The organism is Afipia birgiae 34632, assembly GCF_000308295.2.
In the GTDB taxonomy this organism is placed as follows: Bacteria; Pseudomonadota; Alphaproteobacteria; order Rhizobiales; family Xanthobacteraceae; genus Afipia; species Afipia birgiae.
This window is the reverse complement of sequence record NZ_HG326654.1, coordinates 713,790-739,475: the sequence shown is the minus strand read 5'-3', so window position 1 is coordinate 739,475 and position 25,686 is coordinate 713,790. Positions and strand designations below refer to the sequence as shown.

The 25,686-nt window shown below is 58.0% G+C and carries 24 protein-coding genes and 1 pseudogene; 16 read left to right on the top strand and 9 right to left on the bottom strand.

Annotated elements, in window-relative coordinates:
• Positions 1–649 precede the first annotated feature (649 nt).
• Together BN32_RS22150 and BN32_RS22145 are read left to right on the top strand one after the other, a co-directional pair.
• Entirely contained in the window at positions 650–955 is a 306-nt protein-coding gene (locus BN32_RS22150) for a DUF736 domain-containing protein (RefSeq protein ID WP_019195819.1), read from the top strand.
• Between the two features lie 67 nt (positions 956–1,022).
• Positions 1,023–1,958, top strand: coding sequence for an ArdC family protein (locus tag BN32_RS22145; protein WP_019195820.1), 936 nt, complete (start codon positions 1,023–1,025; stop codon positions 1,956–1,958).
• A gap of 168 nt (positions 1,959–2,126) precedes the next feature.
• On the opposite strand, the gene BN32_RS22140 is transcribed toward BN32_RS22145, so the two are convergent.
• From BN32_RS22140 to BN32_RS22120, 6 genes are all read right to left on the bottom strand, one after another.
• A complete protein-coding gene (locus tag BN32_RS22140) occupies positions 2,127–3,401 on the bottom strand; it encodes a type IV secretory system conjugative DNA transfer family protein (RefSeq protein WP_244438242.1) in 1,275 nt (424 codons plus the stop codon).
• A gap of 375 nt (positions 3,402–3,776) precedes the next feature.
• Entirely contained in the window at positions 3,777–4,355 is a 579-nt protein-coding gene (locus tag BN32_RS22135; RefSeq protein ID WP_019195822.1) for a hypothetical protein, read from the bottom strand.
• The gene (locus BN32_RS22130; protein ID WP_019195823.1) at positions 4,352–5,095 is read right to left on the bottom strand and encodes a P-loop NTPase family protein; all 744 of its coding nucleotides are present in this window, start codon (positions 5,093–5,095) and stop codon (positions 4,352–4,354) included. Before BN32_RS22130 ends, BN32_RS22135 begins: the two co-directional genes overlap by 4 nt.
• Positions 5,096–5,241: 146 nt before the next feature.
• Positions 5,242–5,721 (bottom strand): hypothetical protein, encoded by a 480-nt coding sequence (locus tag BN32_RS27005; RefSeq protein ID WP_152343782.1) that lies wholly within the window; start codon positions 5,719–5,721, stop codon positions 5,242–5,244.
• A 586-nt stretch (positions 5,722–6,307) separates the two neighbouring features.
• Positions 6,308–7,333 (bottom strand): IS110 family RNA-guided transposase, encoded by a 1,026-nt coding sequence (locus BN32_RS22125; protein ID WP_040427220.1) that lies wholly within the window; start codon positions 7,331–7,333, stop codon positions 6,308–6,310.
• Positions 7,334–7,691: 358 nt separating this feature from the next.
• The gene (locus BN32_RS22120; RefSeq protein WP_019195827.1) at positions 7,692–8,717 is read right to left on the bottom strand and encodes an IS110 family RNA-guided transposase; all 1,026 of its coding nucleotides are present in this window, start codon (positions 8,715–8,717) and stop codon (positions 7,692–7,694) included.
• Between the two features lie 335 nt (positions 8,718–9,052).
• Here BN32_RS22120 and BN32_RS22115 point away from each other — a divergent pair, with 335 nt between their 5' ends.
• The 3 genes from BN32_RS22115 to BN32_RS28280 all read left to right on the top strand — a co-directional run bounded on the left by BN32_RS22115 (position 9,053) and on the right by BN32_RS28280 (position 10,050).
• Positions 9,053–9,334: a hypothetical protein gene (locus BN32_RS22115; protein ID WP_040427218.1), complete on the top strand. Its 282-nt coding sequence runs from the start codon at positions 9,053–9,055 to the stop codon at positions 9,332–9,334.
• A gap of 235 nt (positions 9,335–9,569) precedes the next feature.
• Entirely contained in the window at positions 9,570–9,767 is a 198-nt protein-coding gene (locus BN32_RS27000; RefSeq protein ID WP_152343780.1) for a hypothetical protein, read from the top strand.
• Positions 9,768–9,789: 22 nt separating this feature from the next.
• Positions 9,790–10,050 carry a DNA-directed RNA polymerase subunit alpha C-terminal domain-containing protein gene (locus BN32_RS28280; protein WP_156947011.1) on the top strand — a complete coding sequence of 87 codons (261 nt, stop codon included), beginning with the start codon at positions 9,790–9,792 and terminating at the stop codon, positions 10,048–10,050.
• A 100-nt stretch (positions 10,051–10,150) separates the two neighbouring features.
• Here the strand turns inward: BN32_RS28280 and BN32_RS22110 are convergent, their stop codons facing one another.
• Positions 10,151–11,431, bottom strand: coding sequence for a tetratricopeptide repeat protein (locus BN32_RS22110; protein WP_019195829.1), 1,281 nt, complete (start codon positions 11,429–11,431; stop codon positions 10,151–10,153).
• 567 nt (positions 11,432–11,998) lie between these two features.
• On the opposite strand from BN32_RS22110, the gene BN32_RS22105 reads away from it, so the two are divergent.
• Complete coding sequence (locus BN32_RS22105; RefSeq protein ID WP_152343800.1) at positions 11,999–14,074, top strand: carbohydrate porin; 2,076 nt, start codon at positions 11,999–12,001, stop codon at positions 14,072–14,074.
• Between the two features lie 148 nt (positions 14,075–14,222).
• Here BN32_RS22105 and BN32_RS22100 read toward each other — a convergent pair whose 3' ends face one another.
• Entirely contained in the window at positions 14,223–14,507 is a 285-nt protein-coding gene (locus tag BN32_RS22100) for a hypothetical protein (RefSeq protein WP_019195831.1), read from the bottom strand.
• A 440-nt stretch (positions 14,508–14,947) separates the two neighbouring features.
• Here BN32_RS22100 and BN32_RS22095 point away from each other — a divergent pair, with 440 nt between their 5' ends.
• Positions 14,948–15,790, top strand: coding sequence for a hypothetical protein (locus BN32_RS22095; RefSeq protein ID WP_019195832.1), 843 nt, complete (start codon positions 14,948–14,950; stop codon positions 15,788–15,790).
• Between the two features lie 47 nt (positions 15,791–15,837).
• Here the strand turns inward: BN32_RS22095 and BN32_RS22090 are convergent, their stop codons facing one another.
• On the bottom strand, positions 15,838–16,749 hold the full coding sequence (locus BN32_RS22090; protein ID WP_040427215.1) for a cation diffusion facilitator family transporter: 912 nt from the start codon (positions 16,747–16,749) through the stop codon (positions 15,838–15,840).
• A gap of 162 nt (positions 16,750–16,911) precedes the next feature.
• On the opposite strand from BN32_RS22090, the gene BN32_RS22085 reads away from it, so the two are divergent.
• The 9 genes and pseudogenes from BN32_RS22085 to BN32_RS22045 all read left to right on the top strand — a co-directional run.
• Entirely contained in the window at positions 16,912–17,289 is a 378-nt protein-coding gene (locus tag BN32_RS22085) for a hypothetical protein (RefSeq protein WP_019195834.1), read from the top strand.
• Between the two features lie 62 nt (positions 17,290–17,351).
• Positions 17,352–18,626, top strand: coding sequence for a divalent metal ion exporter subunit IhpA (ihpA, locus tag BN32_RS22080; protein ID WP_019195835.1), 1,275 nt, complete (start codon positions 17,352–17,354; stop codon positions 18,624–18,626).
• Entirely contained in the window at positions 18,623–19,570 is a 948-nt protein-coding gene (gene ihpB / locus BN32_RS22075) for a divalent metal ion exporter adaptor subunit IhpB (protein ID WP_019195836.1), read from the top strand. The genes ihpA and ihpB overlap by 4 nt, the downstream gene beginning before the upstream one ends.
• On the top strand, positions 19,560–19,925 hold the full coding sequence (locus BN32_RS22070) for a P-II family nitrogen regulator (protein WP_019195837.1): 366 nt from the start codon (positions 19,560–19,562) through the stop codon (positions 19,923–19,925). Before ihpB ends, BN32_RS22070 begins: the two co-directional genes overlap by 11 nt.
• Positions 19,918–23,143: pseudogene (locus BN32_RS22065) on the top strand (efflux RND transporter permease subunit). The gene BN32_RS22070 and the pseudogene BN32_RS22065 overlap by 8 nt, the downstream one beginning before the upstream one ends.
• Positions 23,140–23,523 (top strand): hypothetical protein, encoded by a 384-nt coding sequence (locus tag BN32_RS22060; RefSeq protein WP_019195840.1) that lies wholly within the window; start codon positions 23,140–23,142, stop codon positions 23,521–23,523. The pseudogene BN32_RS22065 and the gene BN32_RS22060 overlap by 4 nt, the downstream one beginning before the upstream one ends.
• A 44-nt stretch (positions 23,524–23,567) precedes the next feature.
• On the top strand, positions 23,568–23,996 hold the full coding sequence (locus tag BN32_RS22055) for a hypothetical protein (protein ID WP_019195841.1): 429 nt from the start codon (positions 23,568–23,570) through the stop codon (positions 23,994–23,996).
• 135 nt (positions 23,997–24,131) lie between these two features.
• Positions 24,132–25,274, top strand: a complete 1,143-nt coding sequence (locus tag BN32_RS22050; protein ID WP_173405798.1) for an OpgC family protein — start codon at positions 24,132–24,134, stop codon at positions 25,272–25,274.
• A 26-nt stretch (positions 25,275–25,300) separates the two neighbouring features.
• Positions 25,301–25,686: heavy-metal-associated domain-containing protein (locus BN32_RS22045; RefSeq protein WP_162161330.1), on the top strand; the 386-nt coding region annotated here is incomplete at its 3' end.

The following is a 25,686-nucleotide window of genomic DNA, read 5'->3' as shown; positions in this document are numbered from 1 at the left end:
CTGAGTCGGCGGTTTTTGCAAGCTGATGTGATGCATCGGCTCATCACAATTTTGGGTGTCCGGCTGCCTGTCGGACGACCGCGATGCCGGCATGCCGGTGTTGCTGAAACTGCCGACCAAGGGTGCGAGTCGTTCTCGTTGCCCCCCGATCGTGTCATCAGACAGTGATCATAAGCCGACGAGTTGGTCCACGAATCCGCAGCCGATGTGCAGCTCCGGTCAGGCTGGCCTGATCGCCGTCACCCCTCAGTCTCAGTCGCGGTGCCTTGTCTGAGTGTCGGCAGGTCCGATCTTTGACGGTGCTCGCGCTCCCGTCTCACCAGCATCCTGTCGCGATCATGAAGGTATACAGATCGCCATCATTCGTCCGTTTGCCCGGATCGGTCACGCAGGTGTGCAGCCTCTGACGATGGACGGTATCGCCGAGACGTAAAGGGCCGAAGGCCCCGATCGTTTCCCTGCAACGGCGGCGTCTGGCTTTTTTCCCCGCCGCGCTGCGCTTGGCTCCTCGCGCAAGTCAAAAAAGCCAGCCCTCCGCCGTCCTCCGCTTTGCTTCGGCCGTCCCGGTGCAGGTCGATCGCCTCCCGGCGCAAGGACCGTCATCGAGGCTGCAATCACGCGAGCCCGACAGCAAACAGGAGAATGGATCATGGCGACCATCGGAACCTTCACCAAGAGCGACGACGGATTTGCAGGTGCGGTGAAAACGCTGAGCCTCAACGTCAAAGCCAAGTTCGTCCCGGCCGAGAAAGAGAGCGACAAGGCTCCCGACTATCGAATCCTCGCCGGTGCCGTCGAGTTTGGGGCTGCCTGGAAGAAGACCGCGCAGAACGGCCGCGAATATCTCTCGGTTCGACTCGACGATCCTTCATTTGCCGCGCCGATCTTCGCCAACATGATCGAAGGCGAAGACAAGAACCACTCCTTGATCTGGTCGCGCCGCAGCGCCGACTGACCGCAGCACGGCGCGGTCGCCCGACGGCCGCGCCGGTCTCTTCAACCCATCATTGAAAGCCACGCCGATGACCCAGAGCATCAGCACGAACCCGCGCGCCGATTTTTATCAACGCATCACCGACACCATCATCCGCGACCTCGAACAGGGGGCACGTCCGTGGACCAAACCCTGGACCACTACATCATCGGCATCCAGTGTTATCCGGCCGTTGCGTCACGACGGCACTCCCTATCGCGGGATCAATATTCTCATTCTGTGGTCAGAAGCGTCCGATCACGGCTACACATCTTCCACCTGGATGACCTATCGCCAGGCACAGTCGCTCGGCGCACAGATCCGAAAGGGCGAACGCGGCACCACCATCGTCTATGCCAAGCCAATCCAGCTTCCCAACGAGGACGCCTCGACTGATGAAGACAATATGCGGACCGTACCGCTTCTCAGGGCCTACACGGTCTTTAACGTCGACCAGATCGATGGATTGCCCCTCCAGTACATGCCTAATACCGTTCCAGAGGTCGCTGCGATCGATGTCTCAGGGCGCGTTGACCGTGCCGACGCCTTCGTAACCGCGACAAGCGCGCACATCCAGCACAGGGGCAACCGAGCATGTTACGTTCCCTCGCTGGATCGCATCGAAATGCCAGCTTATCGGCAATTTCAGGATACGCCGACGTCAACGGCCGCAGAGGGATATTATGCAACCTTATTGCACGAACTGATCCACTGGACATCGCCGGCACACCGTTGCGATCGCGATCTCGGTAAGCGCTTCGCCGATCATGCCTATGCCCGCGAAGAACTCGTCGCCGAGATTGGTGCAGCGTTCCTGTGCGCCGATCTCAAGATCGCCCTCGAACCTCGCCCCGATCACGCAGCCTACCTTGCCACATGGTTGACCGTTCTGAAATCCGACAAGCGTGCCATATTCAACGCCGCCGCGCTTGCGCAGCGTGCTGCGGACTACCTGCACGGTCTACAGGGAGCCGCGCCTGGATGAGGCGCGGCGTTACACGGCAGATAGGCCATTTGTAACGGTTGCTGTGGGTAGCTGGTTGGATGAGTTCGGATAGGGTAACCATATCGCTCGAGCCGAAATTGTAAATGAGGCTGGATTTGTCGCGGCAGTTGGCCGGACTTCTGCGTCATTGCGATTGAATCCTCTCATTCACTCGCGCCTTAACACCACATATTTGGCGAACCTGGAATCGTTATGCATCGTCTTGCGCAAGATCATCGGTCGCTTGGGATAGCGTTTGCTGTTGGGGAAGACGATGTGGTCAGAACTCGGAATTTGGCCAACGGCATCGCCGGTCAAGAGGCGGACGCCCTTCGGCTGAAACGACGTGGACTTCTTGCCGGTCTGTTCGTCTCGAGTTTCCACGAATTCGATCGTGGTGTAATCGCCGATCGCGCGCGAGATGAACTCCCGTTCGTCGGGATCAATTTGGGGAAGATCGGAATAGGTGGCGATCTCCGCAGTGTTCATAAGCGTTCTTGCGCCGTCTTCGCCATAAATTCGGATTATCTGACTTCGGTCCTGCCAGAATGTCCAAAGCCGCAGATTGTGGCCGGGAAGCTCGCCAGCGACGGCCACGAGTTCATCGAACCTGCCGAGCGCTGCCGCTTCATCGATAAAACAAACGACCGGTTCGCGCGGTCGCTGCCGCCGAACAACAGCGAATAATTCGCAAAGCAGCCAGCGCATCAGCGGGGTGAGAGTGGTCATATCTTCGACCGGCAACGTGATGAACAAATCAGTGTTCCCAACGGCCAAATCGGATAGACGAAAGCTGCTCTTGCCGGTTAGGTGTTGCAATCTGGGGTCGGCGCACCAACCGAACGCTTGGGCAGCAGTGGACAAAATGGAATCGCGGCCTTTGGCATCCATCTTGAGGACGGCCATTGCTGTGGCGGCGGCGGCGCCCTCCAGTGGACTAAGAAGCCGTTCGAACTCGGTGACGTCTGAGAGAAGCCATGAGACGTACGCGGGCGTCGCCTGCCTGACGGAATATGCGACAAGAAAGGCGCCGACGATGACGTCGACGGCCCTGTTCTGAAAGTACACCGCTTCGCCGCTCACATGGTCCGGGAGGAGTGCGCGGGCAATGCGCTGGAGATGCAAGACGTTGTTGGGATTGAGCGTCGCGAGCGGATTCCACGTGTCCGTGCCACCGACGATTCCGATCGGATCGAGGCAGCGCACGGTCCGGCCAAGTTGCCGGCGGCGCGCAGCGACCGCGCGAAAGATCTCCCCTTTGGGATCCATGACCACGGCCGGTCCGAACCAAGCCGTCTTTTCCGGCGCGGCGAGATTCGGGATGACAAGACCGCTCGTCTTACCGGTGCGCGGTGGCGCAACAGTAATAAGATGACTCTCCGTCGAGACCCGGATCGGGCGGCTAGTGTCCGGATCAACCCCCAGCTCGAGGCCGACCCGCATGCTTGCACGCTCGCCACGCGTTGCCCATCGCGCGTTTCCATGCGTGCCCTTCGGGTCGCGTCGAGGCCCGTAATTGGGTACGAAGCACGCGATCAAAGCGAGCAGCGGTCCCGCGAGTATCCATGCGGCGGCAAGCGGGCCTGTCGGCCCAAGCGAGTTGGTATGGCCGACCGCCATATCGCGATAGATCGAGAGCGATCCGAGGCCGTAGGTTTTGACCATCACGGAGAACCATGCCGAGGGGCGCTGAGCGACGTCAGGCCAGAGCGACATATCGAGGCCATGGACGGCAAACTCCGCTGCCGGAAAACCGAACGCGAAGGCCACCAGGGTGATGGGGAGGAAGACTTTCCAGAACATGTTGTTACTCCGAACTTAGAATTTTGTGATGCGGGCGAGCGTCTCCGGGGAGATGATCGCTACGCCATAACCATCGCTTGCCTTCCAGTACCGCAACCGGAAATCACCGTTCGGCATGCGACCCGCGACGACCACCGCAGCGCCGGCAGGAACGGGAATGGACTCGGTGTGGCCATCAGCAAATGTCCAGGAGATGTTGTAGTTATTATTGAATATGCCCATGGACTGGCCGGTACGGGACGCCGCGACCGCTGCGATCACCATGACGGGAATCGAGATCAAGCCGAGCAACACCAAGCCCCGCCAACGGTAGCGAGCGTGACGAAGGCCGGCATGCATCGTGTCGGCGAGCGAGCGCGGGACCCTAACCCGGCGACGTGGCAGGAGGTTTGCGACCGTTTGCTCCAGGCGGTCGCGATCGTAGGGAGTCAAGGCGGGATCCTTCAATCCCGCCAGTCGCGCTGCCGGGTCCGGCAGGGCTTGAAGCTTGGCGAGTTTCCGCGCGCTGGCCTCGCGGAGCTCGCGCTTCGACGCGTCAACGTCAGCCCTCGCGTCGACGAACCGCTTGGTCAAGGTTGCGAGGCGCTTGCTCATGACACGAGCCACACGGCCGCCGGGTGGACCGCTTCCATGACCGCGAGGCGGAAGCCCTTGAGGTCACTGACCATCCGCCGCGCTTCGCTGAATCCGTATTCCTTCTGGAAATCGGAGGTCTTGAGTCCGGGAATGGCGTAGAGACCCGTTGCCTGGAGGAAGCCGACGGTCCGCGGCTCAAATTCCCACTTCGCCAGCGTGGTGATCTCAGCATCGCCCGCGACCTTTTTCAGCATTGCGGGATCGACATTACCGCGCAACCTATTCTCAACCGCGAAGCGAGCGGTTGTCCAGCGTCTCGACTGCGCCAGCAGCTTTGCACCTTCGGTCAGCGCGCTGGCATCCGACGTGACCACCACCAATACGCCGATTTCGATGCCCATTTCGGCGAGACCGCCGACAAATTCGTCGTCGAAAGAAGCCAGCAACGAGCCCGCAGTATTAGCGCCGATGTCGACGATCGAGGGCACGGTAACGGCGACCATCGCATTGATAACAGCATCGAACTCGGCGCGTGCGGCCTGGCCGCCGGTCCGGTCGATCGAAGCCCGATCCGCGCGCACCTGAAAGTGAGCAACACGCTTGCTCCCCTTGGTGTTCCCGTGGTCGTATTCGAGAATTCGCTGCGTCGACTCGATTTCAAGTATCGGGGCGTCGGGGATCGCTTCGGCTACGCCTCGGGCGAGCATCGATTTACCGACGCCACCGGTCTCCTGGGCAACAAGCAAGATACGCGTCACATTATTTCTCCTAAACTGGACTACCCACGACGTACTGCAAGCCGGCGAAATCTTTCGATGCCGCACATGCTGCAGCGAGTGGATCGAGTGCTTAGGGGAAAACGAACCTCAAATAGTGTAGCGCAAATATCTGCACCACCTTTGCATCAGCGTTTTCGGAGGAGATGAGCGTGCTTTGAAAGCTCAGCACGCCGGATTTCTTCTTCACTTATAGCTTGATCAGGCGGCGTCTCACCGCGAGGACGGGTCATTTCGGGGGCGAGTGAAACTGCTTTTCTCGACCGTCCGGCCAGCTTTTGGATCGGAGTGGGGAGATGCTCGCCGGGGGTGCGCACGGGTCCCTTGCTTCTAAGCTTTCCCGCGCGAACCCTGATGTTATGCATTAACGCCGTCAGACGCCGGCCCGTCAGAGGTCGACCGTCTCCTTGCGTGACGCCCTGCGCTGCAAGGCCTGCTGCTATTTCGGTCCAAGACGCACCGTCTTCGTGATGCATGCGCTCCAATTCGTCGAAATGTCTGCGGATGATCTCAGTGGCTCCCGTCTTAATCTTTCCGATTGGGGAATCGATGCGGTTGGCCTTAAGCCGATTCACTTCGGATCGCAGACGTTTTAGATCGATCTTCATGGCCCCACGCCTACCCAAGGCGTGTTAACGAGCCATTGAAGGAACACACGGGGCCACACGCGAGGTGAAGCAGCGCCTAACGAAGCATTACGTGAATCGAGCCAATTTTACGAATATCCACTGGACGGTAAGTGCTTGCCAGAACCAGGCGACCCTAACTCAAAGTTCAACTCGGGAGTTTTGACTATCCGAGACCACTCAAGGTCCGCTCAACAACTATGCTAGGCCAGTCGAAGGCCAGTAAGCTCCACTCAAGGACCACATAAAAGACCATCAGAAATTTTGGCACACCTGTGCATCGCTGGATGGCGTCCGCATGGCAAGAGCTTTTTCGACGCTTTGACAACTTGGTGGTCGGGGTGCGGTCATCGCTCCGGCCTCGACTAAAGCGGATTCCATGTCCGCGGGCCCTAATGGTAGTCCGCGGATCGGGTCCCAGCCACTGTGGCGCGCTTGCTGCGCAAGCACAGGTACGGGTTATCCCAATCCTCGGTCTCGACCGGTTGCCATTACGTCGTCGTCGCTCTCACCAATTCGATCATCCCACTCGGCAGCTAACTTTCCTCCCCTTTCCGGCTGCTTCCGCTTATGCGATGGCGGAGGCTTCCTGGCGGAACGTCTCGCCGCGGCTCATCACCGCCCACGCGATCCTTGCCATCTTGTTGGCCACCGCGATCGTGACCACGCGCGGTGGACGCCTTTGGAGGAGCGCGTTGATCCAGCCGGCAAGCTCGGGCTTGTTGCGGCAATAGCGGATCACCGCAGTGGCGCCGAGCACGAGAAGCTTGCGCAAATACGCGTCGCCTTTCTTCGATATCTTCCCCATATAAACCTTGCCGCCGGATCCGGACTGCCGTGGGACAAGGCCGATCCAAGCTGCCAGATGTCGCCCGGATTTGAAGGCCTTGATGTCGCCGATGGTAGCAGTGATGGCGGAAGCCGTGATCACGCCGATTCCGGGGATTGTTTGCAGCCGGAGGCTGACCTCGCTGGCCCGGTGCGCTACTCGAATAGCCTTCTCTATCGTCTGTACGCGTGACTGCAGATCGTCGATCTGACCCATGATCAGCTCGACGCAGCTGCGGACCGCATCGGGTAGGACGGCGGGAGTTGCGCCTTGGGCAAGCGCATGCAGGTCTGGAATGCTCCAAACTCCCTTGGGCGCGATCAGCCCGAACTCGGCGAGCTGGCCACGCAACGAGTTGATCAGCGCAGTACGCTGTCGGACCAGCAGCTCGCGTGTCCGGTGCAGCATCAGACCCGATTGTTGCTCCGCGCTCTTGATCTCGACAAATCGCATCGTTGGCCTGGTCACGGCCTCGCAGATTGCCTCCGCATCGACGGCATCGTTCTTGCCGCGTTTAACGTAGGGTTTGACGTACCCCGCCGGCATCAGCCGCACGTCGTGCCCGAGTGCCGTCAGCTCGCGACCCCAATAATGCGCGGTACCACAGGCCTCCATACCGACCAGGCTGGGCGGCAGCCCTTTGAAGAATTCAAGCACTTCCGAGCGACGGAGCTTCTTGCGGATCGTGACCTTGCCAGCCGGATCGACCGCATGGACTTGAAAAACGTGCTTTGCAAGATCGAGACCGACAATCATAGTGGGCATCGTGGATGGCTCCCTTTGAGTGAATCTGACAACGACTCACTTTGGCACATCAGATGCCGGTAGCGGACGCCATCCACACCATCACTCTGGATGACGCCCACATGGCAAGAACTTTTTTCGACGTTTCGGCATGTTGGTCGGTTGCGGTCATCTCTCCGGCCTTTGATTGCGGCACGTTCGACCGCATGGCCCTAATGGCAGTCCGCTGACCAAGTCCCAATAACAGTGACGCGCTTGTAGTGCGCAAGCACAGGTTCGGGTTTTCCTGATCTTTGGGCTCGACCCCTTACCATTACGTCGTCATCGCTCCTACCAATTCGTTTGCGGCTGCTATCCCGGATGCCTTTGCTCAATCAGCTCATGCGATTGCCGAGGACACTTGCCGAAATTTTTCTCCGCGACTCATGACGGCCCAGGCAATGCGCGCGAGCTTGTTGGCGACCGCGACGGTTACGACCCGCGCCGGTCGCCGCGCCAGCAGCGCATTGATCCACGCCGCCAGCTCAGGCTTGTTGCGTGCGTAGCGAATCACAGCCGTGGCGCCGAGAACGAGCAGCTTGCGCAAGTATGGTTCGCCCTTCTTGGATATTCGGCCAAGATGCACCTTGCCGCCGGATCCGAACTGTCGCGGCACCAGACCGATCCAGGCCGCGAAGTGACGTCCGGACTTGAATACACCGGGATCCGCAATGGTGGCGGCAATGGCGGTTGCCGTGATGACGCCGATGCCGGGGATGGTTTGAAGCCTGAGACTGATTTCGCTGGCACGGTGACACGCGAGGATGGATTTTTCGATCGCCTTGATGCGCATCTGCAAATCTTCGATCTGAGCCACAATCAACTCCGAACACTCCCAGGCAGCTTCCGGCAGTACGGAGCGAGATGCGCGCTGTGCGAGCTCGTGCAATTCGTTGAGGCGCCATATGCCCTGAGGCACAATCAGGCCGAATTCGGAAAGCTGGCTCCGCAACGAATTGACCAGCATAGTGCGCTGGCGCACGAACAGATCGCGTGTCCGATGTAGCATCAGGATTGATTGCTGTTCGGCGCTTTTGATTGAAACGAAACGCATCGTCGGCCGCGTGACCGCTTCGCAGATCGCCTCGGCGTCGACTTCATCGTTCTTACCGCGCTTGACATAAGGTTTGACGTAAGCCGCCGGCATCAGGCGTACGTCGTGCGCGAGTGAAGACAATTCGCGTCCCCAATAGTGAGCGGTCCCGCAGGCTTCCATGCCGATCAGGCAGGGAGAAAGCCTCTTGAAAAAATCGATCAGCTCCGATCGCCGAAGCTTCTTGCGGATGACAACCTGGCCTGTGGCATCGACGCCGTGAATCTGAAAAACATGCTTGGCGAGATCAAGACCGATGATGGTAGGATGCATTGTGGATGGCTCCCCTCAGTGGATCTGACAACGATCACACTTTGGCACAACCGGTGCCGGGAGTGGGCGTCATCCACACCATCACTGTGGATGACACTCACATGGCAAGAACTATTTTGACGTTACAGCAGTTGGTCGTTGCGGTCATCTGTCCGGCCTCATCGTGCGGATCATATGAGCCGCGGGCCTTAAGGCGCGGCTTGCTTTTCCCGACAACCGGACTAGGTACAACCGGCGCTGCTTTTTCGGATGAGCTCATGCAATGCTCTAAGCCTCTGAAAATTGTCATCTAACGTGCTTGTCCGGAACATACGCGCGGGCAACACTTGAGTTCCTTGAAGACAGGCTCGTACAGTGGTGCCCGGGCGCGCCAGGATTGCCTGGCGCGCAAATTGTCAGATTTCCGCAATTTCGCGGCTTTCAAGAGTCATGTCGTGTCCTCGGGTCAAAAAATCGTCTTTCTTACGGGACTTTTGGTGGCGGTCTCCTTGGCTGCGACGCTCGCCAGCATGTTTCTTCAGCGCGCTTTTCCGGAGCATCCATGGGTAACCATAATCGGTCCTTTGGGCGCGGCGGGGATGATGATCGCGCTGTTGGCATTTTTTCAGCGTAAGTGAATACGCCCGGTGCGTGGGAGCTGCATTATTGCGCCAACACAACCAGATAGTATAAAGCTTTTGCATGCTCTACGAACGGGGCGGCGGCCGGCGAACAAGGTCTGGGAGTATGGGCGTCCCCACTCAACAGCCGTCGACGATTGCGCAGTGCGGCACTCGTCCTCCTCTGTGTGTTAGCTCAGGCTTCGCGCGGGGAGTACTTGTCGATGGGGCAGTTGGCAAAAGAGGCAAGAGCATGAGCGAGCCTATTCCAATTTTGACTGTTGGCGATTTGAAAGCAGAACTGGCCCGATGGCGCGATGACACGCCTATTACTTTTCATTCGCCGTTGAGGGAACAGGAATATAGGTTCTATCGTTTTCGACGTAGCGGAGACGCCTTGCTGATCGATCTGAACGCGTATCCTGAGACGCCGCCGGCTCCCAGTATTTAGTGACGAAGAAGACGAATTGCATATGATGGACCCGATTCCTGAGCTGCCTGACGAGACGCGAATCGAAAGGGTGCGTTTCCCTGAAAGGATTCGAACCGCTCTGGTCGCCGGCGGACTAAGCACAGTCGGCCAAGTACGCGAGGCGTCAGATGACGATTTGTTACGATTACCGCATTTCGGAAAGGCCTCTCTTGTCCATCTACGCAAGACTCTAGGCTTGGCTTCTTCTCTAGGAGTGAATTGCCCGGCATCAGAACTTATGATCAAGACCGCTAAAGACTGAATCTCACTCAGGCAGATAGGCCCTTCGAAGGTGCGCAACCTGACTAAAAGGCTTATGTTTTATCTGTTGCTTAATAGACCGCTCGTCACAGACGTCGAACTCACTTTGGAGGCAACAGTTTCAATTCGGCGATTGCTGCGGCGTACACGACTTCCTCCGGCCCACACGTAGAGATCAGTTGCTGCAAGATTTTACGGGCTTGATCTCGCTCACCGTTGTGAAGCGCGAATTCCCCAACGAAAAACCTGGCTTCGCAGTCCCGTTTTATCTTCTCACCGGGGGCGCCCTGAAGAGCCGCCGCGTTTACAGATTCCGTTTTATCGGTGCCGAGGTAAAGCCCGAGCACCACGAAGGGCCACTCATTGCGCGGTACATTTTTGGCGGCCTCTGCAAACTCCTCTCGATCGTCTTCACCCTTATGCACCCGAGCGATATGTGCCCAAATGATCGGATACGGATTGTTCGGGCGAAGTCGCACCGCGGTCTTGAAGTCGGCAATAGCGCTATTCAATGAGCCCGCGAACAAATGCACACGGCCTCTACCGAGGAAGATAGCTGCATTTCCCGGATGGAGCTGCAAAGCCAAATTGTAGTCGGTGAGCGCGTCTTCGTATTTTTCCATTGTCAGGTTGATCGTGGCGCGGTTAGTCAGCGCAGTCACGTCTTTCGGATTGATTCTAATCGCAGTGTCGAGATCCGACAACGCAGCTTTGAAGTTTCGAAGCATGAGATGTAAAACAGCCCGGTTGACGTATGCGTCCGAGAACAGCGGTTGTAACGATATCGCCTTGTCATAGTCCGCAATTGCGCGTTTTTTTTCTTGTTTCAGTGCGTAAGTGTGGGCTCGGTTGTAATAAGCCTGAGCATAATCCGCTCGGAGGCTGATCGCGCGATCGAAATTGACGATCGCCTGATCGAAGTCGCCCAAACGATCATAAACGTTCCCGAGATTGTTAAAAGCGAGCGGGTCTGTCGGAGTTAACCTGGACACAGTCAGGAAGTCTTGCAAAGCTCTCTGATATTGACCTTTGTCCCCCCAGATGACCCCGCGATAGAGGTACAGGTTGGGGAATTCCGGGATAAGAACGATGGCGGCGTCGAAGTCGGCGAGAGCTTGATCGCGCAGCCCCAGCGAATCGTACGAAGCACCGCGGCTGTATAAGAGGAACCCGCGTTGCTTGTCTTCAAAAATTCCTTGCTTCAGAGCATTGTCGAATAGCCGGATTGCAAGCTCGAATTCACCGCGGTCCTTTGCTAAAAATCCTGCTTGTGCGAGATCAAGAGCGTTGCGCTGCGCAAAGCTTGGTGACGCAAAACAGGCCGCCATCACCGACACGGCGACAAGCAGCAAGTACCGGAGTTGTTTGAATGAACTCTTCATCGATCGCTTCTTTCGCACGCTTGCCGAAATTACATCCTTTAAAAGCACGCGAGAAGTTGCTGGCATCATATCGAAGGTGTCAATCCGGGAAATGGGGCGTTTGGCCCGCGCTAGGCAAGTTAGCGCGCCAGCCGATGAACATGGGAAATCTTGACTACGATTTGCTCTTGGGCGTGACTTCCAATGGATTTGGCATTTGACGACGTGTGGCTACCGTACGCCTACGTCAAGAGCGTTGCCTTTTCGCCTTCGCCGGCTCCGCACGCGCCTACTGTCAAGGCTCGACTTTTAACACCGCTATCCGGTGTTCCCGCGCAACTCAGGCTCAAGAAATCACTCCTCGTCTTTCTCAAAACTGGGACAGACTAAAATTTCAAAATAGAGCCGAAATATCTTCTTGCAATTGCGACTGAGTTGCAACTAAAGTGTTGTCGCGGATTGCTGGACCTCTGCGTCCGTGGCGTCCATTACCTTGCATTGCACCAACCGAAGGGTCTGCCGGTGATCGCGGGGCGTCCGAAGTTGGGCATTAAAAACTGTTACAAACAGCCATTAAATCTGTGCGAGATGGATTGTCGCGTGAAAAGAATCTCGACTTGTGCCGGCGCGATATGCGGCCTTTTGACCTGCATTCCCTTGGCATCGGCCGAAAATGGGCCGGTCCCGCTTTCCGTGAAAGCCGTCGTATCCAGTATTTACGATTGGACCGGGTTTTATGTTGGCGCTCATTTCGGTTATGGTGCGGGATCCTCCAATTGGTCGGCGACGCAAGCCGGCGCTTCGGCGCCGAGCCTGATGGGAACACTTGATTTTTATCGTCCGTTCGACGCGTTCAAGGGGACAGGCAGCTACTCGACCGGCCTGCAAGCTGGCTATAATTACCAGGCCGCGTCACGATTGTTGCTTGGCTTCGAAGCCGATATCTCGTTCCCAAACAGCGTTTCAGCCACCCAGACATTTTCAACTGCGGCTGGGGGTCAAGCGAGCTACGGAGAAATGGTGCTTCACGCCGGCAGCGTCCGTGGTCGCGTCGGCTACGCATTTGACAACTGGTTGGTTTACGGTACCGGCGGTTTGGCCTGGAGCTACGATCAGTTCACGCGCACTCAGGTGGCCGGCACGCCAATGGGTGGCAGCGCGGTGCCCGGAACTGTCGAAAAACACTCGCTTTGGCGGCTAGGCTGGGTGGCAGGCGCCGGTGTCGAGCTTCCGGTCGCGCCAAGCTGGACGGCGAAATTGGAATATTTGCTGTCCGAATTTGGCGGCCGATCGATATCATTTCCCGCGGGAGCCCAAAAATTCGAAGGTGATTATGCTTCTCACAGCATACGTTTCGGTCTGAATTATAAACTTGGCGACCCGGGCAAAAAAGACGTTGCTTCGGTAAATGGAATTTCCGCACTTGAGACGGAGAATTTCAGCTTCCACGGCCAGGCGACTTTTGTCGGTCAATACGCCGCTCCCTTTCGGGCGCCGTATCGCGGAGCGAACAGCCTCGCTCCGAATTCAGCACGCGAGACCTTAGACATTACATTTTACGCGGGCATGCGGCTGTGGGAAGGAGCGGAATTTTGGATCAATCCGGAAATCGATCAAGGGTTTGGCTTAAGCAACACGCTGGGCGTTGCAGGTTTTCCCAGTGGCGAAGCCTACAAAGTCGGGGCGGAATACCCCTACACGCGTCTTCACCGGATGTTTATCAGGCAAACGATCGACCTCGGCGGCGAAAAGCAAAAAGTCGATTCCAACATCAGTCAGTTCAACGGATCCCAGACCGCCGACCGTTTGGTCATCACGATCGGGAAATTTGGCGTCGGCGACGTATTCGATACCAACAAATACGCGCACGATCCCCGAACCGACTTCCTGAATTGGTCGCTCATCGACAGTGGCGCCTTCGATTATGCGGCGGATGCGTGGGGCTACACTTACGGTGCCGCTGCCGAATGGTATCGCGGAGCCTGGACGCTGCGTGCGGGATTGTTCGATCTCTCGAAAGTGCCTAACAGCACCGAGTTGGATCCGCGATTTTCGCAGTTTCAGGCGATTGCCGAAATCGAACATCGGCACGAGCTCTGGGGACAGCCTGGCAAGATCGCCGTCACTGGCTTCCTCAGCCGGGGGCGAATGGGAAGCTTCGATGATGCAGTGCGGCTGGCTCAAGTCACGAGTCAGCCCGCCGATGTTGCGGCTGTGCGACGTTACAGGAGCCGAAGCGGCATCAGCATGAACCTTGAACAGCAACTCATGCCAGACGTTGGTCTATTCGCACGTGCCGGCATTGCCGACGGCAAGGTGGAACCATATGAGTTCGCTGATATCGACAGAACGGTTGCGGCGGGATTTTCCCTTTCCGGCAATTCTTGGGGCCGGGCGGGCGACGCGATCGGAATTGCCGGTGTCTTGAATAGTATTTCAAGATCGCATCAAGGCTATTTCAATGCCGGAGGGCTTGGCATTCTCATTGGGGACGGTCAACTCCCCAATCCAGGTTTAGAAAAGATCATCGAAGCCTACTACAGCCTGGCCGTTACACCGGCGTCGCGCCTGACATTCGATCACCAGCTCATTGCGAACCCCGCCTATAACCGTGACCGAGGCCCGGTTTCAGTGTTCGGCACGCGTCTTCGCGCGCAATTTTAGCGATGAATAAAATCTAATCCAGCTGGTGTGCGTTTAGTACTCGATCAAAGTTCATTGAACTTGCGATCCACTTTCCCTTGCCATCCACTTCCCGTTCCAAACAATACACCGCGCACCTGCGGTCCGCGCGAGGAACTTATCCACGCCGTTAAAACTGGAGCACACGGTTACATGCAGACGCGGACGCGGCGAATTCTGTAACCGTAAGGCGTCCAAACGGTGCGTCGCCGAATGAAACAATCCGCGCCATACGCGTAGGGATAATAGCTGCCGTAATAGGGAGCCGGATAAAATCCTCCATAAAGGCCGTAATGCCCACCATGGTGCCCGCCAAACCCGCCGTGGTGACCTCCGTCGAAGTGACCTCCGAAATGGTGGCCTCCTCCGAAATGACCACCTCCAAAATGACCACCTCCGTGATGTTCTCCGCCATGATGCTGCGCCAATGCCGGTTGTGCCACAAAGAGAAGCCCCGTAAGAACGGTCGCGGCCGCCAAATGCTTGATCATATTCCTCTACCTTGATCCGAGACGGATCAGCGTCATCCACAATCGTGGCATGATTTAGTTTGTTGGCGCCGAGCCTTTTTTCTCGCAAGTTTGTCTCGGCTAGGGAACACGCTTTCCAGATCCCAAAAGCCCTCCATACCCCCTTTCAAAGGGTTGCGACGTCATGTCCGCCTCTGCGGTCATGAAAGAGACGTTTCCCCAGCAAAATGAATGCTGCGCTGCAGTCCTTTCACAACGTCCGAAGTAGGAGGTTGGAGTCAGACACAAACTTGTTCGATAAGCATGCGCCTGGCTCCGCTGTCCCTGCCGCGTCAAAGACCGCATTTCTTCCAGCTTACCACCGTATTTGATGAAAGTCCCGGCTATGGATTGGCTCAACAAGCGTCACCACCTGAAGAAACTCAAGCTGTTTTTTGTGGTGGCGGGGTTGGTCATCGCGATCAGCCTGCTCAAGGTATTCGTTCATTGGATGCAATTCGAATTCGTGACGCTGAGCACCCTGTTGACCAGCGCCATCGGCGGCGCGATCTTCATCATCGGTTTTCTGCTGTCCGGCGTGCTGTCCGATTACAAGGAATCCGAACGCTTGCCAGCCGACATTCGCGTGGCTCTGGAGGCGATTCACGACGACGCCACGTGCTTTGTCGAGAAATGCACGGAGTTTCAAATCAGGCCCTTGCGGGCTATCCTATCTGGCATTCTAGTGACTTTGCAGAAGGGCCTGGGGCACGCAGGCGCCCACAGCAGACTGCAGCCAGTCATCGCCGAGGTCGACAAGCTCACGCCGGTTATCGCACAGATGGACCGGCTTGGGATGCCCGCCAATTTTATCGTTCGGCTGCGCGGCCAGCAAGATCAGCTTCGCAGATGCGTATTCCGCATCTATCACATCCAAAGCATGCAGTTCGTGCCGTCGGTTTACATCCTGGTAAAAACGCTTGTTGCAGCGATCGTCTTGCTCTTGCTGTTTTTGGAAACGGAAGGCTCGCCCGGCACCGCCCTGATTTTCGGATTCATCTCCTATATGTTCATCTATGCGCTCTACCTCATCGAGACGCTCGAGCAGCCTTTCCGCAAGGGTCACGACTCGCTCGACGACGTCAGCCTTTTTCTGCTCCGCGAGTTCGCAGACAAGTTGGCTCTATACGACGCAGCCGATCCCGCCACATTAGCGCGATCCAGTTTTATGAACAGAGAAAAGGAATAGAAAGAAAACGCCGGTGGGATACGAAGCTTGCGCCAAGAGCTCGGGATCTAGACCCGCAGAACTGGCTCAGCCGCGCGAATTTCCTCGTCTTCAACTTGCAAAGTCACGTGATCAATCTTGAACTTATCCTCCAGAACGGCTTTCGCGCGTTTCAGCACCGCGGCTGCGTCTTTCATGTCTGACACGACGAGATGGCCGGTCAGGGAGTCCGTCCCTGACGTGATGGTCCAGACATGCAGATCGTGAACCGCGGTAACGCCCGGAATTTCCCGCAGCGCCTTTTCGAGGAGTGGAAGATCGATCTCGGCCGGCACCCCCTCCATCAGGATATGGACGGCCTGGTTCAACAGCTTCCACGTGCGCGGTACGATGAAGAGGCCGATTCCCGCGCCGATGATCGGATCGGCAAGGGTCCAGCCGGTAAACATGATGATCAGGGCTGCGGCGATCACGCCGAGCGAACCCAGCATGTCGCTGAGAACCTCGAAATACGCCCCCTGAACGTTGAGGCTCTCAGAGGAGCCGGCCGACAATAACTTCATGCTGACGAGATTGACGATCAGCCCGACGGCGGCGACCGCCAGCATCGGTGTGCCCAGGATTTCGGGCGGCGACAGGAACCGCTTGTATGCCTCGTAAAGAATATAAATTGTCAACAGCAGGAGCACGACCGCATTGATGAGTGCGGCGAGGATTTCAGTCCGCAAATAGCCGTAGGTCTTTTGGGGCGTTGCAGCTTTTTGCGCGAAATGAATTGCAAATAACGCCAGGCCCAACCCGCCGGCATCGGTCGCCATATGCGCGGCGTCCGCGATCAAGGCGAGGCTGCCGGTCCAGATTCCGCCAACGATTTCGGCGGTCATATACGTTAACGTCAGGGCCAGCGCCGCGTAAAGAGGCTTGCGGTGCCGCCCGGCCGCCGATGGGATTGCACCCCCGTGCGAATGACCTTTACCCATAAACAAAACCTCTCTCTTTGACGAACGGCCTCAAGCGCATTTCCCAACGGTTGTGACGGCTAAGTGAACATTTTCCAACGGTTATCAGATAACATTGGGGGTTCCGGACGGGCGCGGGACAATGTAATAGTATTACTTGGCAAGACTTGCTAATCGGAACATATGAACCATCGGCTGAGCAAAAGGTTGCCGAGATCGCAAGCGTCGGGCGTTCGCCGTGCGCTGCTGGCGTTGCTTGCCTTTGCGTATCTTTTCGTCGGCATGTCCCATGCCGTGTCCTGCGCCGACGAGGTCGTGGGGATCTCGCTCGCCTCCGATTTCAGCACCCCTTCAGATGATGGTGGTCAAGGCGACGATGCAACCAAAAAGCTGCCGGCGGTCGCCAGCCATTGCTACGTCTGCGCACCGATCCTGACGCCAGTGATGGCCGCGGTAAGCGGTCCGTCTGCCAAGCCAGTCAGACTATCCTTTGTGGCTCAACACCGTCTCGACGCAAATCCTCTCTGGCTCGATACGCCGCCACCCAAGCATCTCACCTGAGCAATTAGCCGAACGCGCGACGTAAGTTGCGTCGTCATCCGTACGCTATTCAGGTTGATCTTATGTGGTTGGTTCAAGTGGTTCTGCGCCTGGCGGGTGCAGTGCTTTTATTCACAATTCCCGTCAAGGCCGCCGAACGAGCGGCGCCAGCCATTTCGCTGCCGCAAGCACTACAACGTGCCTTGGCGGCAAACCCGCGGTTGACGGCGGCTGAGCGTGATATCGGCATCGCCGGCGGGCTGCGTATCCAGGCCGGGGTACTGCCGAATCCGGACGTTTCGTTCGAGCTCGACAACGCGCTGGGATCAGGGCCTTACAAAGGCTTACGATCGGCCGAGACCAATCTGCAACTCAGCCAGTTGGTCGAACTCGGTGGAAAGCGGGAAGCGCGCATTGCCGCCGGCGAGGCCGGCATCGGCTCGGCAGTGTGGCAGCGACGGGCGACGCGCCTGGAGGTCCTGTCGGAAGCCGCGATCGCGTTTATCACGATCATCAGTGCGCAGCGGCGGATCGAAATCTTCGACGAGCAGATCGAGGGTTTTGGCACACTTATCCCACTGTTGCAGAAGCGCGTGCAGGAGGGCGCATCCTCGCCGGCTGAGACGCTGCGTGCGCAGGTCGCGGCCGATCTATTTCGGGTCGAACGGGAACGCGCCAAGACCCAATTGGCTCTCGCGCGCCGCGACCTTGCAATTCTGATGGGGGACAGCAGTCCTCATTTCGGCAAAGCATTGGGACGCCTGACCAACATAGGGCAACCGCCGCCATTCCGGGACGTGTTGCGGGCGATTGAAGCCAACCCCCAACTGTTGCGGTGGACGGCGGTTGCGGCCCAACGCAACGCCGAACTTTTGATCGCGCGTCTGAAAGCAATTCCCGACCCGCGCATTTCAGCCGGCTGGCGCCATTATCAGGACACTAATGACAACGCCGTGCGGTTAGGCGTTTCCATCCCGATACCAATCTTCGATCAGAACACCGGCAACATTATCGCCGCGCAGGAAACGCTCGCCAAGACCGATGCCGAGCGTGCCATCAACAAGCTCGTCCTGACCAGTATCGTCGGTCGTGCTTATGACACCCTCACGGGCGCGTTGGCCGAGCTCAAGCTGCTGCGGACGTCGATCATCCCGAATGCGCGCAGCGCTTCCGAGACCATCCAGAGCGGCTATCTGCAAGGACGGTTTACGCTACTTGAGTTGCTCGATGTCAAAGGCTCGGTCTTGCAGGCGCTGCTTCGGGAGCAGGAGGCTTTGCAGAACTTCCACATTGCCATCGCGACGATCGAAGGTCTTGTCGGCAACCCGTTTACCCTCACTCGCGAGACCTCAAGATGAAACGACTTCTGAGATACTTGTTTTTTGTGCTGGTCGCAGCGGTGCTGGTCTATGGCGGCTACCGGATGCTGAAACCGGCTACACCAAAGACGGCTCCTACGGAAAAAGCTGAGAAGGAAGAGCATGCAGATAGCGTCGCTCTGAGCGACGCCAAGATTGAAGCGGCTGGAATTGAGCTTGTTAAGGCCTCAACCGGTGTCTTGCGGGACAGCCTGTTGCTGAACGGTATCGTGCAGCCCAATCAAGAGTCACTGGTCCAGATCACACCGCGCTTTCCCGGTATCGTCCGCGACGTCCGCAAGCGGATCGGCGACGTCGTGCAAAAGGGCGATGTGCTGGCAGTCATCGAAAGCAACCAAAGCTTGACGCAATACGAATTGAAGGCATCGCTTGCGGGCACGGTCATCGATCGTCAGATCTCGCTGGGGGAATTCGTCTCCGAACAGAAATCGGCATTCGTGGTAGCGGATTTGTCGAACGTTTGGGTGGATTTCTCTGTCTACCGCCGTGATCTGAAACGGGTCAGCATGGGGGATCAGGTGCTCATCGATCCGGCCGACGGCGGGCCGGCAATCGAAGCCAAGGTGTCTTATTTATCGCCGGTCGGCAGCAGCGACACCCAAAGCGCCATTGCGAGGGCGATCGTGACGAATTCCGACCAGCGGCTGCGGCCGGGACTGTTCATCACGGGGCGCCTCACGTTGTCGGCCAAGAAGGTTCCCGTCGCGGTCAAGTCATCTGCGCTTCAGACCGTGGAAAACCGGACCGTCGTCTTCGTGCGCAACGGCGAGAAGTTCGAGGCTCGCGATGTCGAGGTGGGCGATCGCGATCCGCACCTCATCGAAATTCTCTTCGGCGTCCTCGACGGCGATCTCTACGCGGCGCAGAACAGTTTCATTGTGAAGGCTGAAATGACAAAGGGAGCGGGCGGCGATGAGCATTGACGACAGCAACACTTTGATCACCGCGCTGATCCGGCCGCATATGGAAGGCCATGTCGTCCGTGCGCTGCACGAACTTCCGGATTTCCCCGGCTTCACCTTCGATGAAGTGAGGGGACAGGGAAGAGGGCGCGGACAGGGCGGCGGTTACGTCTCAACTGACACAAATCTCACCTACCATCAGTATCTGGAGCTGAGATTGGTCTGCCGGTCCGACTGCGCTGAGGACATTTGCGCGCGGATCGCCTCGGCCGCATGGACTGGTAGGAAAGGTGATGGGGTCGTCTACACGACCCCCGTCCATTCGTTCTCGCGCGTCCGGGAAATTGGCAAGCGCACGGAGCAACGTCATGATTGACTGGATTCTTTCGTTCGCCATCCGACAGCGTTGGCTGGTGATGATCGGCATTTTGGTCATGGTCGCCTTCGGTGCGTGGAATTTCACGCGCCTGCCGATCGACGCGGTGCCTGACATCACCAACGTCCAGATCCAGATCAACAGCCGCGCGCCCGGCTATTCGCCGCTGGAAGTCGAGCAGCGGATCACATTTCCGATCGAGACCGCGATGGGAGGATTGCCTCATCTGGATAGCACCCGCTCCCAGTCGCGCTACGGCCTGAGCCAGGTCACGATCATTTTCAAGGACGGTACCGACATCTATTTTGCCCGGCAACTGGTCAACGAGCGGATTCAACAGGTCAAAGACCAGCTTCCGCCCAGCATCGAAACCGCGATGGGACCGATCTCCACGGGTCTCGGCGAAATCTATCTCTTCACCGTCGAGGCGAAACCGGAAGCGCGCAAGGCCGGCGGCGGCGAATACACGCCGAGCGATCTGCGCACGATACAGGACTGGATCATAAAGCCGCAGCTGCGGAACGTGCCCGGCGTCATCGAAGTCAATACCATCGGTGGCTTCGAACGGCAATTTCATGTGCTGCCGGACCCCGCGCAATTGATGGCCTACAAGCTCAGTTTTCGCGAGGTGATGACGGCGCTGGCGGCGAACAATGCCAACGTCGGCGCCGGCTACATCGAGCGCAACGGCGAGCAATACCTCGTTCGCACGCCCGGCCAGGTCGCGAATGTCGAAGAAATAAAACAGATCGTGATCGGCTCCCGTAACGGCGTACCGGTGCGGGTTGGGGACGTGGCCGACGTCAAGGAAGGCAAAGACCTGCGCACCGGTGCGGCAACAGTCGATGGCAAGGAGGTGGTGTTGGGCACTGCCATGCTGCTGATTGGCGACAATAGCCGGACAGTAGCTCAGCGCGTGGCGGCAAAGCTGAAGGAGATCGGGCGCTCCCTGCCGGACGGCGTGATCGCGCGCGCGGTCTACGACCGGACTAAGCTGGTCGAGGCCACGGTCGCGACGGTGGAGAAGAACCTCGTCGAAGGCGCTCTGCTGGTGATCGTGATTCTGTTTCTGATCCTCGGGAACTTCAAGGCGGCCATCGCGACCGCATTCGTCATCCCGCTGGCTATGCTGTTTACCATCACCGGCATGGTCGAAAACAAGGTCAGCGCCAACCTGATGAGCCTTGGTGCCATCGACTTTGGCATCATCATCGACGGCGCGGTCATCATCGTTGAGAATTGTCTACGCTTGCTGGCCGAAGAGCAAACCAGACGGGGCCGTGTCCTCAATCGGCAGGAACGGTTTGAAACCATTCTGACTGCGTCCAAGGAGGTGATCGGTCCGAGTCTGTTCGGGACGCTGATCATCGGCGTCGTGTATCTTCCGATCCTGACGCTCACCGGCGTTGAAGGAAAGATGTTCACGCCGATGGCATTAACAGTGCTGATGGCGCTCACGGGCGCCAGCATCCTGTCGCTGACGTTCGTTCCTGCTGCCGTGGCCTTGCTGGTGACCGGCAAGGTCTCCGAGCATGAGAACTGGTTCATGCGCGGTGCGCGCTATGTTTACACGCCGCTGCTCGCCGCTTCGATCCGCAACAGGTGGGGCGTCGCCGTAATTGCGGTCCTGCTGATGGTCGTGTGCGGTATCGCAGCCTCCCGCATGGGCGGGGAGTTTATCCCCAGCCTCGACGAAGGGGACGTTGCCCTGCAGGCGATCCGGATTCCCGGCACCAGTCTGACGCAGTCTCTGGAGATGCAGGCCATGTTGGAAAAGCGGTTGTTGAAGATCCCAGAGGTAAGGGAAGTGTTCGCCCGCACCGGCACAGCGGAGGTCGCCACCGACCTGATGCCGCCCTCGACATCCGACGGCTACGTCATGCTGAAACCGCGGAAGGAATGGCCCGATCCGGAGAAACCGAAGGCTACCGTTGTTTCCGAGATTCAGGAGGCGGCGGAAGAGATCCCCGGCAACGTCTATGAGATCTCCCAGCCGATCCAGCAACGTTTTAACGAACTGATATCGGGAGTCCGCAGCGACGTCGGCGTCAAGATTTTTGGCGACGACCTCGACGTTCTCGTCCAGTCCGCGGCCAAAGTGCAGGCCGTCTTGCAGGACGTACAGGGCGCCGCCGACGTCAAGACCGAGCAGGCGTCGGGATTGCCGGTGCTGACCGTCAAGCTCAACCGTCAGGCGCTGTCCCGCTACGGCATCAGCGTCGGCGACGTGCAAAACCTCGTCGAGATCGCGGTCGGCGGCAAAAACTCCGGAATGGTGTTCGAAGGCGATCGTCGTTTCAACATCGTCGTTCGCCTCCCGGAACATTTGCGCTCCGATATCTCGGCGCTCAAGGCGCTTCCGGTACCGCTTCCCCCGCTGGAGACCCAGGCAAAGCCAGTAACTGCGGTATGGAACAACTCGCCGCTGTCTCAAATCCGCTATGTGCCGCTATCGGAACTGGCCCAAATTCGACGTCGCACCCGGACCCAATCAGATCAGCCGCGAAAATGGCAAACGTCGTATTGTCGTCACCGCGAACGTCCGCGGACGCGACCTGGGGTCGTTCGTCGCGGACGCTCAGGAGCAGGTCGAAGCCAAGGTCAAACTTCCGGCGGGCTACTGGATTGGCTGGGGCGGTCAGTTCGAGCAGCTGGTGTCCGCCACGCAGAGGCTGACGATCGTCGTGCCGATCGCCTTGCTGCTGATCTTCCTGCTGCTGTTCATGAGCCTTGGATCGATGCCGGATGCACTGCTGGTGTTCAGCGGTGTTCCGCTTGCACTGACCGGCGGAATCATAGCTCTGCTGCTGCGAGGGATTCCACTTTCGATCAGTGCGGGCATCGGCTTTATCGCGCTGTCGGGCGTGGCGGTGCTCAATGGCCTCGTCATCATTACCTTCATAGAAAAACTGCGCAACGAGGGGCATACGATCCTTGAGGCCGTCAGCAAAGGCGCACTGACCCGTCTGCGTCCCGTGCTGATGACCGCGCTCGTCGCGTCGCTTGGTTTCGTTCCGATGGCGATCGCAACCGGCGCCGGCGCGGAAGTGCAGCGGCCGTTGGCGACCGTCGTGATTGGCGGAATCATTTCGTCGACCATCCTCACCTTGTTGGTACTGCCAGCCCTCTACGTTCTGTTCAGGCGCGAGGATCTGGAAAATAGCGAAACCATTTCAACGGTTACAGAATCACCCGCTACAAAAGGAGCAGCATCATGAAACACCTCTTCGCTTTTGTTTGTCTCGTCCTCATGTGGTCCGGGCCTTCATATGCTCAGCATGCACATGGCGGCGAGAAAGGCCCCAACGGCGGTCCGATGGAAGATGTTGCCGGCATCGATGCCGAACTCATCACGTCAGGCAACAAAATCACCATCAACGTCTTCGATCCTAAGAGCGCGAAGCCGGTCGCGACGAAGAACTTCACGGCTGCCGTGTTGATTGCGAGCGGCAGTACGCGCGAAACCGTAACTCTGGCACCCCAAGGCGAAAACTCCCTCCAAGGCGACGCCAAGAGCCCCGTGACGGCAGGCGCAACGATCACCCTCACCATCAAAACGGCAGAAGGACAATCCGGTCAGGCCAAGTTCAAAAAATAGGACAGAGATTGGAGCAACAAGAGCGGAGCTTGAACGAACGTCGGATGGAGGGCGGCCGCGGTGTGATCGCAACGCTGGCCTCCGTTAGCATCGCCACGCGCGTGCTCTTGATCGAGCCGATGTTTTTGGCTGCCGTTTTCGCGGCTGGCGCAACTTACCCGCTTCGGGCGCAAACACAGACGGCCAAAATCGTCGGTCTGGGCGCCGCGACGTGCCAGCGGTTCACCGATGACGTCAAAGCCAATCCTGCGGTTCGACGGGACTATCTGGCGTGGGCGCAGGGGTTCATGAGCGGAATCATATCGAGCAGGCCTCCGGGCGTCGATGAGGGCCTGGATCTCGCTCCGGTGACGTTCGACCTCATCAGGCAACTCCACTTCCTGGAAGATCACTGTGTCCGCAATAGCTCGTTGGATTTTTCGGATGCCGTGGCAGCGCTTTACAAGCGGCTCCGTCAGGAGGGCAAGACGTGAAATTGAAACACTGCGTCAAGCTTAGCCGGCTGCGGATAAGGAATCGATCATGAGCGACAACTCACAAGCAGTGGAGACGGGCTTTCGCATCGGATCTTCGGATGGGGGCTGTCGCAACGCTTCGGTATGGATAACATGAACACAGCGATTGCCAACAGCGGCTTAAGTCGAGACTTAAGGTTGGACCTTTTCCGCGGGTTGGCGAATTGGGCGATCTTTCTCGATCACATTCCCAATAACGTGGTCGCCTGGATCACGATGAAGAACTACGGGTTCAGCGACGCAGCCGACTTGTTCGTCTTCATCTCCGGCTACACAGTCGCGCTCGTCTATTCGCGGACCATCGCCGCCGGTGGCTTTGTCGTGGCCGCGGTCGGCATTCTGGCTCGGGCTTGGAAGCTATACGTCGCGCATATCCTGCTGTTCGTGGTATACGTCGCCGCGATCGGTTACGTGGCCCAAAATTACGGTCACGCCTATCTGCTCGACGAATTTAACATCCGGCGTTTGATCGCCGATCCGATCGAACTCCTCAAGCACGGGCTGCTGCTCGAGTTCAAGCCGCTCAATCTTGACGTCCTGCCTCTCTACACCGCGCTGATGGCCACGTTCCCGCCGTTCCTCTGGCTATTGATGCGGGCGCCCAGCCTGGCGCTCGCGGCTTCTTTCGTAATCTATGCTGCGGCCCGGACCTTGAACTGGAACCTCGCGAGCTATCCCGATGGCGTGTGGTATTTTAATCCCTTTGCCTGGCAGTTTCTATTCGTGATCGGCGCCTGGATCTCGCTCGATAGAACCGGCCTGGTGAGGCGGTTGACCGCGTCCCGCCTGGCCGTGTGGTCGGCATTGCTTTTCCTGTTGCTCAGTTTCGCCGTCACACTTGCTGCGCGTTTCGGCTTCGCGTCGGCGATGCCGGCCCCCATCGCCGATCTATTTCTTCCGAACGATAAGACGAACCTGGCGCCGTACCGAATCCTGCATTTTCTTGCGCTTGCGCTGGTCGTCGCGAGATTGGTACCGCGCAGCGCGCCGGCGTTGAAGCTTTCCATCGTGCGTCCGGCGATCATCTGCGGCGAGCGCTCGCTCGAAGTATTTTGCGTCGGAATATTCCTGTCGTTCGTTGGGTGCTTCCTCATCGAATTGGTTTCGGACACGATTGCCTTTCAGTTGCTCGTTAGCCTATCTGGCATCGCCTTGATGACAGCCGCCGCCTATTACCGCACGTGGATCAAGAACCTCCGGCCGGCATCGACGCCCGACAGATTGAGGGCCGTATGATGTCAGAAATTCATGGAGCGAAACCGATGGCGCCAACGGCTTTGATTACCGAGCGATTGCGGGTTGAGGGAATGGATTGCGCCTCCTGCGCCACGAAGATCGAAAATGCGGTGCAACGTTTGCCAGGCGTCACCGGCGTTGCGGTGTCCGTGACCGGCAGTAGCGTGACGGTAACCCGCGATTCCAGTGGTGTTGGGGAGGAAACCATCCGCAATCAGATCTCGAACCTCGGCTACCGCGTTATTCGTTCCGAACCGGCGCAAAACCATTCGCACGGAAACGGCAAAGGAGCATCGGCGGAGCACGAAGAAGGTCATTCGCACATTCACGACCATGCTCCGTCGGATCAGGCCTGGTGGAGCACGCGCAAAGGCATGCTCACCATCGCATCCGGCGTCGCATTGGCCGCCGC

Coding starts and splice junctions, on each gene's coding strand:
- BN32_RS22120 (WP_019195827.1), bottom strand. CDS start 8,717: ATGCATCCTACCATCATCGGTCTTGATCTCGCCAAGCATGTTTTTCAG.
- BN32_RS22100 (WP_019195831.1), bottom strand. CDS start 14,507: ATGGCGGAGAACATCACGGAGGTGGTCATTTTGGAGGTGGTCATTTCG.
- BN32_RS22140 (WP_244438242.1), bottom strand. CDS start 3,401: ATGCGGGTCGGCCTCGAGCTGGGGGTTGATCCGGACACTAGCCGCCCG.
- BN32_RS22090 (WP_040427215.1), bottom strand. CDS start 16,749: ATGGGTAAAGGTCATTCGCACGGGGGTGCAATCCCATCGGCGGCCGGG.
- BN32_RS27000 (WP_152343780.1), top strand. CDS start 9,570: ATGAGCGAGCCTATTCCAATTTTGACTGTTGGCGATTTGAAAGCAGAA.
- BN32_RS22125 (WP_040427220.1), bottom strand. CDS start 7,333: ATGCCCACTATGATTGTCGGTCTCGATCTTGCAAAGCACGTTTTTCAA.
- BN32_RS22095 (WP_019195832.1), top strand. CDS start 14,948: ATGGATTGGCTCAACAAGCGTCACCACCTGAAGAAACTCAAGCTGTTT.
- BN32_RS28280 (WP_156947011.1), top strand. CDS start 9,790: ATGATGGACCCGATTCCTGAGCTGCCTGACGAGACGCGAATCGAAAGG.
- BN32_RS22105 (WP_152343800.1), top strand. CDS start 11,999: ATGGATTGTCGCGTGAAAAGAATCTCGACTTGTGCCGGCGCGATATGC.
- BN32_RS22055 (WP_019195841.1), top strand. CDS start 23,568: ATGGAGGGCGGCCGCGGTGTGATCGCAACGCTGGCCTCCGTTAGCATC.
- BN32_RS22085 (WP_019195834.1), top strand. CDS start 16,912: ATGAACCATCGGCTGAGCAAAAGGTTGCCGAGATCGCAAGCGTCGGGC.
- BN32_RS22050 (WP_173405798.1), top strand. CDS start 24,132: ATGAACACAGCGATTGCCAACAGCGGCTTAAGTCGAGACTTAAGGTTG.
- BN32_RS27005 (WP_152343782.1), bottom strand. CDS start 5,721: ATGAAGATCGATCTAAAACGTCTGCGATCCGAAGTGAATCGGCTTAAG.
- BN32_RS22135 (WP_019195822.1), bottom strand. CDS start 4,355: ATGAGCAAGCGCCTCGCAACCTTGACCAAGCGGTTCGTCGACGCGAGG.
- BN32_RS22070 (WP_019195837.1), top strand. CDS start 19,560: ATGAGCATTGACGACAGCAACACTTTGATCACCGCGCTGATCCGGCCG.
- ihpA (WP_019195835.1), top strand. CDS start 17,352: ATGTGGTTGGTTCAAGTGGTTCTGCGCCTGGCGGGTGCAGTGCTTTTA.
- ihpB (WP_019195836.1), top strand. CDS start 18,623: ATGAAACGACTTCTGAGATACTTGTTTTTTGTGCTGGTCGCAGCGGTG.
- BN32_RS22150 (WP_019195819.1), top strand. CDS start 650: ATGGCGACCATCGGAACCTTCACCAAGAGCGACGACGGATTTGCAGGT.
- BN32_RS22110 (WP_019195829.1), bottom strand. CDS start 11,431: ATGAAGAGTTCATTCAAACAACTCCGGTACTTGCTGCTTGTCGCCGTG.
- BN32_RS22060 (WP_019195840.1), top strand. CDS start 23,140: ATGAAACACCTCTTCGCTTTTGTTTGTCTCGTCCTCATGTGGTCCGGG.
- BN32_RS22145 (WP_019195820.1), top strand. CDS start 1,023: ATGACCCAGAGCATCAGCACGAACCCGCGCGCCGATTTTTATCAACGC.